Genomic DNA, 13,897 nt, shown 5'->3' on the forward strand with positions numbered 1-13,897 from the left:
ACCTTCAGTCATACCCTCACTAAACTTTTGGTATTCAAAGTATGAGCACTCGCCGCCCCGATCCGCTGGCACAAGTCAGCGACTTTGATATTCGCCTGTTACGGATCTTTCGGAGCGTGGTGGAGTGCGGCGGCTTCTCCGCAGCGGAATCGGTATTGGGCATCGGCCGTTCGGCCATCAGCCAGCAAATGAGCGACCTGGAACAACGTCTCGGCCTGCGCCTGTGCCAACGGGGTCGCGCCGGTTTTTCCCTGACCGAAGAGGGCCGCGAGGTTTACCACTCCGCGCTGCAGCTATTAAGTGCGCTGGAAAGTTTCCGCACCGAGGTCAACGGCCTGCACCAACACTTGCGCGGCGAGCTGACCATCGGCCTGACCGACAACCTGGTCACCCTGCCCCACATGCGCATTACCCATGCGCTGGCGCAATTGAAGGAACGCGGGCCGGACGTGCAGATCCAGATCCGCATGATCGCGCCCAATGAAGTCGAACAAGGGGTGCTTGATGGTCGCTTGCACGTCGGCGTGGTGCCGCAGGCCAGCGCATTGTCCGGACTGGAATATCAACCGCTCTACAGCGAACGCTCCCTGCTGTATTGCGCGGTGGGCCATCCGTTGTTTTACGTCGATGACAAGCAACTCGACGATGAACGCCTGAACAGCCAGGACGCCATCGCCCCGACCTTTCGCCTGCCCGCCGAGATCCAAGCGCATTACCAGGCCCTCAACTGCACAGCCAGCGCCTCCGACCGCGAAGGCATGGCGTTCCTGATCCTGACCGGACGCTACATCGGTTACCTGCCGGACCATTACGCCAGCCTCTGGGTGCAGCAAGGCCGACTGCGTGCCCTCAAACCCACCGTGCGGTTTTATGACTTGAGCCTCGCTTCGGTCACGCGCAAGGGTCGTCGCCCCCATTTGGTGCTGGAAAGCTTTCTGGAGAGCCTGGCGGCGACACGCTGAAAAAACGCAGAAGCCCGGCCAGACTGGGCCGTGCCGCGCAAACAAAACAATAACCTGAGCACTTGGACAGCTTTTTGCAACACCCCGGGAACCTTGATCCGTCAGCAATGAGTTCCTACGCCCATGCAGCCAGAATCCTCACCCCAAAGCGATCTGATCTACGGCCTCAACGATCGTCCAAAACCCCTCGCCGCGATCCTCGCCGCCCTGCAACACGTGCTCGCCAGTTTCGTTGGCATCATCACCCCGCCGCTGGTGATCGGTTCGGCCCTCGGATTGACCACGTATTTGCCCTACCTGATCAGCATGGCGCTGATGGTCTCCGGCGTAGGAACCTTCATCCAGGCGCGTCGGCCATTCGGCATTGGTGCAGGGATGATTTGCCTGCAAGGCACCAGTTTTGCGTTTTTGGGCGCGGTGCTGTCAGCTGGTTTTCTGGTCAAGCAACGCGGCGGTAGCCCGGAAGACATTCTGGCGATGATCTTCGGCGTGTGCTTTTTCGGCGCCGTGGTGCAGATCGTCCTCAGCCGTTTCATCGGCCAGTTGCGCCGGGTAATCACACCGTTGGTGACCGGGATTGTCATCACGTTGATCGGCATCAGCCTGATCAAAGTGGGCATCACTGACCTCGGTGGTGGTTTCAACGCGGCGGATTTCGGCGCCCCGGGGAATCTGGCGCTAGGCGTGTTCGTGCTGTTGACGATCGTCCTGCTCAATCGCTCGAACACTCCATGGATTCGCCTCTCAGCCATCATCATCGGCTTGGTGCTCGGCAGCCTCGCGGCATGGTTCAGCGGAAAACTGGTCCCACAGCCATTGCCTGACTTGCCCCTGGTCAGTCTTCCGATCCCGTTTCGCTTCGGTTTCAGCTTCGACTGGAGCGCTTTCCTACCGGTCGCGTTGATTTATCTGATCAGCACCATCGAAACCGTCGGCGACCTCACGGCCAACTGCATGCTCGCACGCCAGCCTATCAGCGGACCGTCGTACATCAATCGACTCAAGGGCGGCGTACTCGGTGATGGTTTCAGTTGCCTGATCGCCGCGACCTTCAGTGCATTCCCCAACACCACGTTCGCGCAGAATAACGGCGTGATCCAGTTGACCGGCGTCGCCAGCCGTTACGTCGGCCTATACATCGGCGCCGTGCTGTTTTGCCTCGGGATGTTTCCGCTGATTGGCGCGGTGTTGCAGCAGATTCCCAAACCGGTGCTCGGCGGCGCGACCCTGGTGATGTTCGGCAGTGTCGCGGCGGCCGGTGTGCGCATCCTTGCCCAGGCGCCACTGGATCGGCGCAGCATGTTGATCATCGCTACGTCATTCGGCGTCGGCCTGGGTATCGCCGCGCAGCCAAACCTTTTGCACTTGCTGCCAAAACTGGTGCAGAACCTGTTCGACTCGGCAATCACCAGCGGCGGTATCACCGCGATCCTGATGTGCTTGCTGTTGCCCGAGTCGAAAACCCAAATGCTTGACGCCAATACCCCGTTGAAAAGCGAGCCGATCGAGCAGCTATAAGGGTTTTATTGCCTCAGGACTTGTCTGAAACCTGTGGGTGCGCTATCAACGCACTGGTTGCACCCACAGACTATTTCGGAAGTGCCTATGACCTTTGAAGTCCCCGCCCACGGCGGCAAACCTGCCAGCCGCATTCGTCAAAAGAACGAAGAGACGATCCTCAAAGCCGCCGAAGATGAATTCGCCCGACACGGGTTCAAAGGCACCAGCATGAACACCATCGCCGTGAATGCCGGGTTGCCCAAGGCGAACCTGCATTACTACTTCACCAACAAGCTTGGGTTGTACGTGGCGGTGTTGAGCAACATCATCGAATTGTGGGACAGCACGTTCAACACCCTGACGGCTGAAGATGATCCGGCCGAGGCGCTGACTCGCTATATCCGCGCCAAGATGGAGTTCTCCCGGCGCCAGCCGCAAGCCTCGCGGATTTTCGCCATGGAAGTCATCAGTGGCGGCGAGTGTTTGACCGAGTATTTCAACCAGGATTACCGCACTTGGTTCCAGGGTCGCGCCGCCGTGTTCCAGGCCTGGATCGACGCTGGCAAGATGGACCCGGTCGACCCGGTGAACCTGATTTTCCTGTTGTGGGGCAGCACTCAGCATTACGCCGACTTCGCCACCCAGATCTGCCGGGTCAGCGGCCGCACCAAGTTGACGAAACAAGACATGGAAGACGCCGGTGATAACCTGATCCGCATCATCCTCAAGGGCTGCGGCCTGACACCTGCTATCTAAGTCCCCTATGCCTTTTACCCTCAGCGGTTTTTGCGAATACCGCGAAGAGATTCGCAAAAGCCGCTTCATTACGCTCGCCGGGCCGATCGGCAGCCCGGCCGAAGCCCAGGCGTTCATCGAGCAACACAGCGACTTGAACGCTACACACAATTGCTGGGCCTGGAAGCTTGGCGACCAGTACCGCAGCAACGACGACGGCGAACCCGGTGGCACCGCTGGCCGGCCGATTCTGGCAGCGATTGAAGCGCAGGATTGCGATCAGGTCGCGGTGCTGGTGATTCGCTGGTACGGCGGCATTCAACTGGGCACCGGCGGCCTGGCCCGCGCCTATGGCGGCGGCGCGAACAAGTGCCTGCAAGGTGCGCCCAAGGTCGAGTTGATCAGCCGGGTGCCAGTGAGTTGTGCCTGCGGGTTTGGCGAGTTGGTGTTGGTGAAGTTGCGGGTGGCGGAACTCGGCGGCTTGGTGCTGGAAGAATCTTTCACCGGCAACGGCGTGGATCTGAAATTGGCAATTGGCGAAGCGCAGATTGAAACCCTGCAATTGCAGCTCGCGGATTTGAGTCGCGGGCGGATTTTGTTGCAGCGCTAAAAGATCAAAAGATCGCAGCCCTGTCGGAGCTACCAAAGGCTGCGATCTTTTGGGGCATTCATCATTTCCAATGCACCCGACACTTGCCCACATCTGCTGTGCACCCGCCTGTGGATAACCTGAGCACATCCTGCTGTAACCCTTCTGTCATGCGGCTTTGCGGGCTTTGTTCATTTTTCGTCCAAAGTGCTATCAAAAAAGCTAAATCCACGAAAAAACAATCAGTTAGCTCGGTTTATCACCTTTAGAAGATAGCGATGCAGTGCTTATGCCCGAGCGTTGGGCTTGCGCACAAATACTGTGGAGCAACCTGTGGATAACCCGTTCATGGCTGGCGCAGCCCCATATCTGGCATAGCTTGCAGCCGACTGCTCGTTTTTTGATCAAATTATTGCGAGCAAAACCGGAGCTTGAATCAAAGACCTTGCCCTCAAGTGGTGCTTGGTTCAGGCGCGAAACAGTTCGACGCGCGTCTGTAACGTGCTGAACGGCATGGCTTTACGTAATTCCTGACTCAATGGCCAGAAAATTGCTTTGTCCACAGGCATAACTCCAATCGACCCGAGCCAGTCATGCCTAACCCCGTGCCGATCCCCGATCCGATCCCGAATCAAACCCCACGCCTGCAACTGCGCAACATCAGTAAACGCTACCCCGGTTGCCTGGCCAACGATGCCATCGACCTGAGCATCGCCCCCGGTGAAATCCATGCCTTGCTCGGTGAAAACGGTGCGGGCAAAAGCACGCTGATGAAGATCATCTACGGCGTCATCCACGCCGATTCCGGGGAAGTGATCTGGCAAGGGCAAAGGGTAAGCATGCGCAATCCGGCCCAGGCGCGGGGGCTTGGGATCGGCATGGTGTTCCAGCACTTTTCGTTGTTCGAAACCTTGAGCGTGGCGCAGAACATTGCGTTGGCCATGGGTGCAGCGGCCGGGACGCCGAAACAGCTTGAACCGAAAATTCGTGAAGTGTCCCAGCGCTACGGCATGGCGCTGGAGCCAGAACGACTTGTCCACAGCCTGTCGATCGGCGAACGCCAACGCGTGGAAATCATTCGCTGCCTGATGCAGGACATCCGCCTGCTGATTCTCGATGAACCGACCTCGGTGCTGACGCCGCAAGAAGCCGACGAATTGTTCGTCACCCTGCGCCGACTGGCCGCCGAAGGCTGCAGCATTCTGTTTATCAGCCACAAACTCGGCGAAGTACGGGCGCTGTGCCACAGCGCCACGGTGCTGCGCGGCGGGCGGGTAGCCGGGCATTGCGTGCCGGCTGAGTGCTCGGATCAGCAACTGGCGCGGTTGATGGTCGGCGAAGCGGCCGAGCTGATCACCGACTACCCGAAGGTCATCGGTGGCGAGGCATTTTTGAGCGTGAATGGATTGTCCTGGCACAACCCGGACCCGTTCGGTTGCTCGCTCAAAGACCTCAATCTGGAAGTGCGCAGCGGTGAAATTGTCGGGATCGCCGGAGTTGCCGGTAACGGCCAGGATGAGTTGCTGGCGTTGCTTAGCGGCGAGGAACGGTTGAACCGCAACGCAGCGCAAACCATCAGTTTCGCCGGCCAGGCAGTCGCCCATTTGCGCCCCGATGCCCGACGCAAACTTGGCATGGCTTTCGTGCCCGCCGAACGCTTGGGTCATGGTGCGGTGCCCGAGTTGAGCCTGGCCGACAACGCCCTGCTCACTGCATTTCAACAAGGGCTGGTGAGCCAGGGGCTGATCCAGCGCGGCAAGGTCGAAGCGCTGGCCGAAGAGATCATTCGCCGTTTCGGCGTGAAGACGCCCGATACCCAAACGGCGGCCCGCAGCCTATCCGGCGGCAACCTGCAGAAATTCATTCTCGGCCGGGAAATCCTCCAGCAGCCGAAATTGCTGGTGGCCGCGCACCCGACCTGGGGCGTGGACGTCGGTGCGGCAGCAACCATTCACCGCGCGCTGATTGCCTTGCGCGATGCCGGCGCGGCGATCCTGGTGATCTCCGAAGACCTTGATGAACTGTTCCAGATTGGCGACCGCCTCGGCGCCTTGTGCAGCGGTCGACTGTCACCGCTGCGGGCAACTACCGATACCCGGCTGACCGACGTCGGCGGCTGGATGGCCGGCCAGTTCGACGTGCCTCAATCACCTGTCTCTGCAACGGTTTAACGGAGTTTCACATGCTGCTTTCTCTCGAACCCCGTGGCCAGCAATCGCGCCTGATGTTGTGGTGCTCGCCGTTGCTGGCGGCGGCACTGACTTTGGGCAGTGGCTCGTTGTTGTTTATCGCGCTGGGGCACGATCCGTTGCTGACGTTGCACACGTTGCTGATCGCACCGATCAGCGACTTGTATGGCGTCTCGGAATTGCTGGTCAAAGCCCTGCCGATTCTGCTCTGCGCGTTGGGCCTGGCGGTGGCGTATCAGGCACGAATCTGGAACATCGGCGCCGAAGGTCAACTGCTGCTCGGCGCCCTGGCCGGCAGTGCACTGGCCGTGAATATCATCGACATGCAAAGTCGCTGGGCGCTGGTGCTGATCCTGCTCACTGGCACCCTCGCCGGCGCCGCGTGGGCCGGGCTCACCGCGTGGTTGCGTACACGCTTCAACGCCAACGAAATCCTCACCAGCATCATGCTCAATTACATCGCCCTCAATCTGTTGCTGTTCTGTGTGCACGGGCCGTTGAAAGACCCGGCCGGGTTCAATTTCCCGGAGTCGGCGATGTTCGGTGATGCCAGTCGCTTGCCGTTGTTGATGGAGGACGGTCGCGTGCATGCCGGGGTGTATTTCGCCCTGCTCGCACTGGTCGCGGTGTGGGTGTTGCTGCAGAAAAGCTTTGTCGGCTTCCAGATCAAAGTGCTCGGTCTGGACAAGCGCGCGGCAGGTTTTGTCGGCTTTCGCGAGAAGCGCCTGATCTGGCTGGCGCTGTTGATCAGCGGCGGTTTGGCCGGGTTGGCCGGAGTCTGCGAAGTCACCGGGCCGATTGGTCAATTGGTGCCGCAAGTCTCGCCAGGTTACGGCTATGCGGCGATCACCGTGGCGTTTCTCGGGCGGCTGAATCCCATCGGCATTCTGTTTTCCAGCCTGTTGATGGCGCTGCTGTACATCGGTGGCGAGAGCGCGCAGATGAGCATGAACCTGCCGCAAGCGATCACCCAATTGTTCCAGGGGATGATGCTGTTTTTCCTGCTGGCGAGTGATGTGCTGATTCTCTACCGACCGCGTTTGAATGTGCGCTGGGCGCGTCGTGCGCCGGTCGCTGCCGTAACCGCAGGAGCGCTGTGATGGATATCGATCTGCTGAGCAACATTTTCTACGCCATGGTCCGTTGCGGTACGCCGTTGCTGCTGGTGGCGCTGGGCGAACTGATCTGCGAGAAAAGCGGCGTCCTCAATCTGGGCCAGGAAGGCATGATGCTGTTTGGCGCGGTGATCGGTTTTATCGTCGCGCTGAACAGCGGCAACCTGTGGCTCGGCGTGTTGCTGGCGATGTTGGCCGGGATGCTGTTGTCATCGTTGTTTGCCTTGGTGGCGCTGGTGTTCAACGCCAATCAGGTGGCCACCGGGCTGGCGCTGACGATCTTTGGTGTGGGTCTGTCGACCTTTGTTGGCGCGGCGTGGGTTGGTAAACCGCTGGCGGGTTTTGAGCCGGTAGCGATCCCGTATTTGAGCAAGATTCCGCTGATCGGGCGGATGCTGTTTGCTCAGGATCTGCTGGTGTATTTGTCGTTCGCGCTGTTTGCGCTGGTGGCGTGGGTGATTTTGAAAAGCCGCGTCGGGTTGATCATTCAAGCCGTCGGGGAAAACCCGGATGCCGCGAGTGCCATGGGCTTGCCGGTGTTGGGTGTGCGCACCTTGGCGGTGTTGTTTGGCGGGGCGATGGCCGGGTTGGCTGGCGCGTATTTGTCCTTGGCGTATACGCCGATGTGGGCCGAGAACATGAGCGCCGGGCGTGGCTGGATTGCCCTGGCGCTGGTGGTGTTTGCCAGTTGGCGGGTTTGGCGGTTGTTGCTTGGGGCGTATCTGTTTGGACTCGCCAGCATCCTGCACCTGGTGGCGCAGGGGTTGGGGCTGGCGATTCCATCGAGTTTGCTGGCGATGCTGCCGTATGTCGCGACCATTGTGGTGTTGGTGCTGCTGTCCCGGGATGCGCTGCGCACGCGATTGTATGCGCCGGTTTCGTTGGGGCAGCCTTGGCAGGGTGGGCATTAGCCGTTTGCAGGGCCGGCCTCATCGCGGGCAAGCCTCGCTCCTACAGGTTTACACCGCACCTGTAGGAGCGAGGCTTGCTCGCGATGAGGCCCGAACCGGCAACACCTGAACCACGCCCCACACCAACTCAAAAAACAAAAAAATCACCAACAATGAACTGGCTCCATGGAGCAAGGCATACAGCTGCCAGGTAGCAAACAGAAACCTGCCAACCGCGTCATACCGCCCAAACACCTGCAGCGGATCCCGAATCCGCAACACCGCCCAAACACACACAATCGACCCCAACAAATTCGCCATCAACATATGCATCGGCTCAAACGCCGGCAGCTCACCGGGCAGGTTCAACGCCTGGCTCAAACCCGACAGCAATCCATGCAAAGCGGCAAAACTCCAAGGCGTGGCAAACGCCGCCGTCACGATCAAGTCATACCAGGCGCTGCCGCGCACCACTCGGCGATATTGCGTTGAAGTCCACATCGGCGTTGCTCCATAAATTCAGGGAGCAACAAGGCTAAAGCCTGGAGTATGCTCCAGGGTCAAGCCCCTTTGAGACGTCAAGATGCGCATCGGTGAATTAGCCCAGGCCAGCGCCGTCAGCCGCGACACGCTGCGTTTCTACGAGCAGCGTGGGTTGATCGCGGCGCAACGCAGCGCCAACGGTTATCGCGATTATCCGGCGGACATGGTGCAACTGGTGCTCTACATCAAGACCGCTCAGCGACTGGGCTTTACCCTCGGCGAGATCGGTAATAGCGTTGCTGCGTTGTGGCAATCGCCCGATCCCGACAGCGCCGTCACGCAGTTGCTGCAAGACAAACTCAAGCTGATCGAAACCCGAATGGAAGAACTCGGTGCGCTGCGCACTGAGTTGCAGCAACGGCTCGGTCAGCGTTGTCCATTAAATCCGTGATTCTCATTTATCAAGGAAGCCACTCATGTCCACGGCAAAAACCGCACTCATCATCGGCGCCTCCCGGGGCCTTGGCCTCGGCCTGGTAAAAACCTTGCTGGCCGACGGCTGGCAAGTCACCGCCACTGTGCGCAACCCGCAGAATGCCGAGGCGCTGCAAGCGCTGGGCAAGGTGCGGATTGAAAAGCTCGACATGGATGATCAGCAAGCGGTCATTGCCTTGAGCCACGAGCTCAAGGGCGAAATGTTTGACCTGCTGTTCGTGAATGCCGGGGTCAAGGGCCCTGCCGTTCAAACGCCCGGTGGCGGCGCGACGCTGGCCGAAGTCGGGCAATTGTTTTTCACCAACGCCGTAGCGCCGATCAACCTGGCCCAGCGTTTCGTCACCCAGATTCGTGATGGCAGCGGCGTGCTGGCGTTCATGAGTTCCGGGCTGGGCAGCGTCACCGTACCGGACGCCCCGGAACTGGCGTTGTACAAGGCCAGTAAAGCCGCGCTGAACTCGATGACCAACAGCTTCGTCACTCAGTTGGGCGAGCAGAAGCTCACCGTGCTGTCGTTGCATCCGGGCTGGGTGAAGACCGACATGGGCGGCGAAGGCGCGGATCTGGATGTGGAAACCAGCACCCGTGGGCTGGTTGACCAAGTGAACGCGTTCACAGGCAAGGGCGGGCATTATTTTGTGAACTACAAAGGCGAAACGATTCCCTGGTAACACCGCGAATCCCCCTGTGGGAGCGGGCTTGCTCGCGAAAGCGGTGTGTCATCCAACATTGATGTTGGATGTGAAGGCCCCTTCGCGAGCAAGCCCGCTCCCACAGGGGATCATTCCACACAGGGTTTTGTGTTGTCTGGTCGGACCGGGCTTGCCCACAACGCCGTTTTGTTTGAAACTCCGCACCTCGTCCCCCGCGACGACCCTGGATCAGCAGACAGGGTAATCACTGAGCTGGCTAACCTGAACCCACTTTCAGAGGAGCCGGCCAACATGCCTGCGACCCGTACCTGGTTAAAAAACCCCCTCGCAATTTTCACTGCCAATGGCCTCGATGCCCGTGGCGGCCTGGTGCTGCAAGACGGTTTGATCGTCGAAGTGCTCGCCGCTGGTCAGCAACCTTCCACGCCTTGTGGACAAGTCTTCGATGCCCGCGAGCATGTGATCCTGCCCGGCCTGATCAACACCCATCACCACTTCTATCAAACCCTGACCCGCGCTTGGGCGCCGGTGGTCAATCAGCCGTTGTTCCCGTGGCTGAAAACCCTGTACCCGGTCTGGGCGCGCCTCACCCCGGAAAAACTCGCCCTCGCCACCAAAGTTGCGCTGGCCGAGTTGCTGCTGTCCGGCTGCACCACCGCCGCCGATCACCATTACCTGTTTCCCGAAGGCCTCGAGAATGCGATCGACGTACAAGTCGAAAGCGTTCGCGAACTGGGCATGCGCGCCATGCTGACCCGTGGTTCCATGAGCCTCGGCGAAAAAGACGGCGGCCTGCCGCCGCAGCAAACCGTGCAGGAAGGCGAAGTGATTCTCGCCGACAGCCAGCGCTTGATCGCCGAGTACCACGAGCGTGGCGATGGCGCGCAAATCCAGATCGCCCTGGCGCCGTGCTCGCCGTTTTCGGTGACCCCGGAAATCATGTCCGCCAGCGCCGAACTGGCGAACAAACTCGACGTGCGTCTGCACACGCACCTGGCCGAAACCCTCGACGAGGAAGACTTCTGCCTGCAACGCTTCGGCCTGCGCACCGTGGATTATCTGGACAGCGTCGGCTGGCTCGGCCCGCGCACCTGGCTGGCCCACGGCATTCATTTCAACCCGGACGAAATCGCCCGCCTCGGCGCAGCCGGCACCGGTATCTGCCATTGCCCGAGCTCGAACATGCGCCTGGCGTCCGGCATCTGCCCGACACTGGATTTGACTGCAGCGGGCGCGTTGCTGGGTCTGGGCGTGGACGGTTCGGCGTCCAACGATGCGTCGAACATGATGCTCGAAACCCGGCAGGCGCTGTACATCCAGCGCTTGCGTTACGGCGCGGAAAAGATCACCCCGGAGTTGGTCCTGGGTTGGGCGACCAAAGGTTCGGCGAGTCTGTTGGGGCGTACTGATATTGGTGAACTGGCGGTGGGCAAACAGGCGGATCTGGCGTTGTTCAAGCTGGATGAACTGCGATTCTCTGGCAGCCATGATCCGGTGTCGGCGTTGCTACTGTGCGGCGCTGATCGTGCGGATCGGGTGATGGTCGGCGGTAAGTGGCGGGTGATTGACGGGCAGGTTGAAGGGTTGGATCTGAAAGGCTTGATTGCGGATCACAGCCAGGCGGCCCGGCAACTCATCGCGGGCACCTGACACAACACAAACCCAATGTGGGAGCGGGCTTGCTCGCGAAGGCGGAGTGTCAGTCGATAAAGATGTTGGCTGGCACTCCGCCTTCGCGAGCAAGCCCGCTCCCACATTTTTGATCCGCTTTCCACAGTGATCTTGTGGTGGGTTAGAGCCCCAACAACGACAACATAATAAACGTCGCAAACAACACAAAATGCGTCATGCCCTCGATGGCATTGGTTTCCCCATCATTCAGGTTGATCGCACTCACGATCAACGTCAGAAAAATCATCACCGTCTGCACCGGTGTCATTGCCATCTGAAATGGCTGCCCCGTGTAGAGCGCCATCGCTTCCATCACCGGCACCGTCAGGATTACCGTCGACAACGACGCGCCCATGGCGATGTTCACCACCGACTGCATGCGATTGGCCAGTGCCGCGCGCAATGCGGTCAAAATCTCCGGCGCCGCCGAAATCGCCGCCACTAAAATCGCCGTGATCACCGGCGGTGCACCCGTGCCTTCCAGGCCCAGATCGAGGGTCTTGGACATCACTTCGGCCAAGGCACCGATCACCACCACGCCAAACACCAGCGTCGCGACACTGAGCGTCACGTTGACCGGCTCCGGTGCTTCTTCCGGGACTTTCTTACGACGTTTTTCCGGGTAGCTGTAGCTGAAGAAATAACTGTGCGGCCCGACCTGCATGCGCAGGAACAAGGCGTAGAGCACGACCATCGCGCCGATGGTGAACCCCGAATAAATCTTCCAATTGGCCTCGGGAATAAACTCCGGCACCACCATCGAAACGCCCATGGCGGTGAGGATCATCACGCTGTAGCTGCGCGCGGAGTCGTCGTTATAGGACTGTTCGCCATGCTTGATCCCGCCCATTAACGCGGCGAGGCCGAGGATGCCGTTGATGTCGAGCATCACCGCCGAGTAAATCGTGTCGCGCACCAGAGTTGGCGAGGCCTCGTTGCTCATCATGATCGCCAGGATCACCACTTCCACCAGTACGGCAGCCAGCGTCAGGATCATCGTGCCGTAGGGATCGCCGACTTTTTCAGCGAGCAATTCGGCGTGATGGGCCACGCGCATCGACGCGGCGACGATGAAGGCGATCAGCACCAGGCCGGCGGCCAGGGCGATGGGCTGGCCGTTGTGCAGCATCCACGGTTCCAACGGATACGCGAGGACGGCGGCGACCAGGGCCAGCAACAGAAACTTTTCTTGCTTGAGGAGTGTGAGCATTGCAGGCCTTTTGCACAGTGGAGCGAAATCAGAGTGATGAGCTACTGACTGCGGAGCGGCGCTAACGTTTCGTTACACCTTAGCGCACCAGTGGATGGCAGCCGTATTGAGCCATGCACTTTTATTGGCCTTGCGGGCCTCTTCGCGAGCAAGCCCGCTCCCACATTGGATCGCGGTCCCCTGTGGGAGCGGGCTTGCTCGCGAAGGCTTCACCGCGGTTTCGGATTTATTGTTGTCCTGTTGGTCAGCAATTTGCATTGACCTCGCCATCCTCAAAACAATATGGAGTTCGAGTTCATGCATAAACGTCCGTTGAAGAAGCTGCTGTGCGCCGTTGCCGCGGCCATCGGTCTGAGCGCCAGCCTGACCGCGAGTGCCGCCGACCCGCTGAAAGTCGGCTTCGTTTATATCGGCCCGATCGGTGACCACGGCTGGACGTATCAGCATGAACAGGGACGCAAGGCGCTCGCAGAAAAATTCGGTTCGCAGATCACCACCAATTACGTGGAGAACGTTGCTGAAGGCGCCGATGCCGAGCGGGTGATCCGCAACATGGCCAAGGACAACTACGACCTGATCTTCACCACCTCCTTCGGCTACATGAACCCGACGCTGAAAGTCGCCAAGCAATTCCCCAAGGTGACCTTCGAACACGCCACCGGCTACAAGCAGGACAAGAACCTCGGCACCTACCTGGCGCGCACGTATGAGGGTCGCTACGTCGGCGGTTTCCTCGCGGCGAAAATGACCAAGACCAAGAAGATCGGCTACGTCGCCTCGTTCCCGATTCCTGAAGTAATCCGCGACATCAACGCTATCCAGTTGGCCCTGAACAAGTACAACCCGGGCACCGAAATCAAGGTGGTGTGGGTCAACTCGTGGTTCGATCCGGGCAAAGAGGCGGATGCCGCCAATGCGCTGATCGACCAAGGTGTGGACGTGGTGTTCCAGCATACCGACAGCCCGGCGCCGATCCAGGCCGCCGAACGACGCGGCGTGTATGCGGTGGGCTACGCTTCGGACATGGCGCACTTCGGGCCGAAAGCGGTGCTGACCTCCATCGTCAACGACTGGGGCCCGCATTACATTCAGGCGACCCAAAGCGTGCTCGACCACGCCTGGAAATCCCAGGATTACTGGGGTGGATTGAAGGAAGGCACGGTGGAACTGCCGATCAGCGATTTGGTGCCAGCACCGGTGAAAGCCGAAGCCGAGCAGATCATTGCCGACATCAAGAGCGGCGCGCTGCATCCGTTTACCGGGCCGATCAAGGATCAGGCCGGTGCAGTGAAAATTCCTGCGGGCGTGAGCGCGACGAATGCGGAACTGGCATCGATGAACTACTACGTTGAAGGCATGAAGGCCGATATTCCGAAGTAATTCCCCAACCCAACACACATCCAGT

At 59.7% G+C, this 13,897-nt stretch carries 13 protein-coding genes; 11 read left to right on the forward strand and 2 right to left on the reverse strand.

Annotated features, from left to right (window positions below; translation table 11 throughout):
* The first annotated feature begins 41 nt into the window (after positions 1-41).
* The 7 genes from NK667_RS23675 to NK667_RS23705 all read left to right on the forward strand — a co-directional run bounded on the left by NK667_RS23675 (position 42) and on the right by NK667_RS23705 (position 8,001).
* Positions 42-962: a LysR family transcriptional regulator gene (locus tag NK667_RS23675; RefSeq protein ID WP_054043958.1), complete on the forward strand. Its 921-nt coding sequence runs from the start codon at positions 42-44 to the stop codon at positions 960-962.
* 123 nt (positions 963-1,085) lie between these two features.
* Positions 1,086-2,480, forward strand: a complete 1,395-nt coding sequence (locus tag NK667_RS23680; protein WP_054616310.1) for a uracil-xanthine permease family protein — start codon at positions 1,086-1,088, stop codon at positions 2,478-2,480.
* An 87-nt stretch (positions 2,481-2,567) separates the two neighbouring features.
* Positions 2,568-3,218 (forward strand): TetR/AcrR family transcriptional regulator, encoded by a 651-nt coding sequence (locus tag NK667_RS23685; protein ID WP_054616311.1) that lies wholly within the window; start codon positions 2,568-2,570, stop codon positions 3,216-3,218.
* 7 nt (positions 3,219-3,225) lie between these two features.
* A complete protein-coding gene (locus tag NK667_RS23690) occupies positions 3,226-3,807 on the forward strand; it encodes an IMPACT family protein (protein ID WP_054616312.1) in 582 nt (193 codons plus the stop codon).
* A gap of 572 nt (positions 3,808-4,379) precedes the next feature.
* Positions 4,380-5,957, forward strand: a complete 1,578-nt coding sequence (locus NK667_RS23695) for an ABC transporter ATP-binding protein (RefSeq protein ID WP_054616313.1) — start codon at positions 4,380-4,382, stop codon at positions 5,955-5,957.
* Between the two features lie 11 nt (positions 5,958-5,968).
* Positions 5,969-7,075, forward strand: a complete 1,107-nt coding sequence (locus tag NK667_RS23700) for an ABC transporter permease (protein ID WP_054616314.1) — start codon at positions 5,969-5,971, stop codon at positions 7,073-7,075.
* Positions 7,075-8,001 (forward strand): ABC transporter permease, encoded by a 927-nt coding sequence (locus NK667_RS23705; RefSeq protein WP_054043964.1) that lies wholly within the window; start codon positions 7,075-7,077, stop codon positions 7,999-8,001. The genes NK667_RS23700 and NK667_RS23705 overlap by 1 nt, the downstream gene beginning before the upstream one ends.
* A gap of 48 nt (positions 8,002-8,049) precedes the next feature.
* On the opposite strand, the gene NK667_RS23710 is transcribed toward NK667_RS23705, so the two are convergent.
* On the reverse strand, positions 8,050-8,481 hold the full coding sequence (locus tag NK667_RS23710; RefSeq protein ID WP_054616315.1) for a hypothetical protein: 432 nt from the start codon (positions 8,479-8,481) through the stop codon (positions 8,050-8,052).
* 82 nt (positions 8,482-8,563) lie between these two features.
* Here NK667_RS23710 and NK667_RS23715 point away from each other — a divergent pair, with 82 nt between their 5' ends.
* The 3 genes from NK667_RS23715 (at position 8,564) to NK667_RS23725 (ending at position 11,261) form a co-directional block, all read left to right on the forward strand.
* Complete coding sequence (locus NK667_RS23715) at positions 8,564-8,914, forward strand: MerR family transcriptional regulator (RefSeq protein WP_054043966.1); 351 nt, start codon at positions 8,564-8,566, stop codon at positions 8,912-8,914.
* 25 nt (positions 8,915-8,939) lie between these two features.
* Positions 8,940-9,629 carry an SDR family oxidoreductase gene (locus NK667_RS23720; RefSeq protein WP_054043967.1) on the forward strand — a complete coding sequence of 230 codons (690 nt, stop codon included), beginning with the start codon at positions 8,940-8,942 and terminating at the stop codon, positions 9,627-9,629.
* Between the two features lie 273 nt (positions 9,630-9,902).
* Positions 9,903-11,261 carry an 8-oxoguanine deaminase gene (locus tag NK667_RS23725; protein WP_054043968.1) on the forward strand — a complete coding sequence of 453 codons (1,359 nt, stop codon included), beginning with the start codon at positions 9,903-9,905 and terminating at the stop codon, positions 11,259-11,261.
* A 142-nt stretch (positions 11,262-11,403) separates the two neighbouring features.
* On the opposite strand, the gene NK667_RS23730 is transcribed toward NK667_RS23725, so the two are convergent.
* On the reverse strand, positions 11,404-12,492 hold the full coding sequence (locus NK667_RS23730; protein ID WP_054616316.1) for a calcium:cation antiporter: 1,089 nt from the start codon (positions 12,490-12,492) through the stop codon (positions 11,404-11,406).
* Positions 12,493-12,789: 297 nt separating this feature from the next.
* Between NK667_RS23730 and NK667_RS23735 the strand changes: the two genes are divergently transcribed.
* The gene (locus tag NK667_RS23735) at positions 12,790-13,872 is read left to right on the forward strand and encodes a BMP family ABC transporter substrate-binding protein (protein WP_054043970.1); all 1,083 of its coding nucleotides are present in this window, start codon (positions 12,790-12,792) and stop codon (positions 13,870-13,872) included.
* Positions 13,873-13,897: the final 25 nt, after the last annotated feature.

The organism is Pseudomonas nunensis, assembly GCF_024296925.1.
Classification (GTDB): domain Bacteria; phylum Pseudomonadota; class Gammaproteobacteria; order Pseudomonadales; family Pseudomonadaceae; genus Aquipseudomonas; species Aquipseudomonas nunensis.

What these genes read in the sequence shown, in the direction of transcription:
- NK667_RS23675 (WP_054043958.1), top strand. Translation starts at nt 42, where the DNA reads ATGAGCACTCGCCGCCCCGATCCGCTGGCACAAGTCAGCGACTTTGAT.
- NK667_RS23680 (WP_054616310.1), top strand. Translation starts at nt 1,086, where the DNA reads ATGCAGCCAGAATCCTCACCCCAAAGCGATCTGATCTACGGCCTCAAC.
- NK667_RS23685 (WP_054616311.1), top strand. Translation starts at nt 2,568, where the DNA reads ATGACCTTTGAAGTCCCCGCCCACGGCGGCAAACCTGCCAGCCGCATT.
- NK667_RS23690 (WP_054616312.1), top strand. Translation starts at nt 3,226, where the DNA reads ATGCCTTTTACCCTCAGCGGTTTTTGCGAATACCGCGAAGAGATTCGC.
- NK667_RS23695 (WP_054616313.1), top strand. Translation starts at nt 4,380, where the DNA reads ATGCCTAACCCCGTGCCGATCCCCGATCCGATCCCGAATCAAACCCCA.
- NK667_RS23700 (WP_054616314.1), top strand. Translation starts at nt 5,969, where the DNA reads ATGCTGCTTTCTCTCGAACCCCGTGGCCAGCAATCGCGCCTGATGTTG.
- NK667_RS23705 (WP_054043964.1), top strand. Translation starts at nt 7,075, where the DNA reads ATGGATATCGATCTGCTGAGCAACATTTTCTACGCCATGGTCCGTTGC.
- NK667_RS23710 (WP_054616315.1), bottom strand. Translation starts at nt 8,481, where the DNA reads ATGTGGACTTCAACGCAATATCGCCGAGTGGTGCGCGGCAGCGCCTGG.
- NK667_RS23715 (WP_054043966.1), top strand. Translation starts at nt 8,564, where the DNA reads ATGCGCATCGGTGAATTAGCCCAGGCCAGCGCCGTCAGCCGCGACACG.
- NK667_RS23720 (WP_054043967.1), top strand. Translation starts at nt 8,940, where the DNA reads ATGTCCACGGCAAAAACCGCACTCATCATCGGCGCCTCCCGGGGCCTT.
- NK667_RS23725 (WP_054043968.1), top strand. Translation starts at nt 9,903, where the DNA reads ATGCCTGCGACCCGTACCTGGTTAAAAAACCCCCTCGCAATTTTCACT.
- NK667_RS23730 (WP_054616316.1), bottom strand. Translation starts at nt 12,492, where the DNA reads ATGCTCACACTCCTCAAGCAAGAAAAGTTTCTGTTGCTGGCCCTGGTC.
- NK667_RS23735 (WP_054043970.1), top strand. Translation starts at nt 12,790, where the DNA reads ATGCATAAACGTCCGTTGAAGAAGCTGCTGTGCGCCGTTGCCGCGGCC.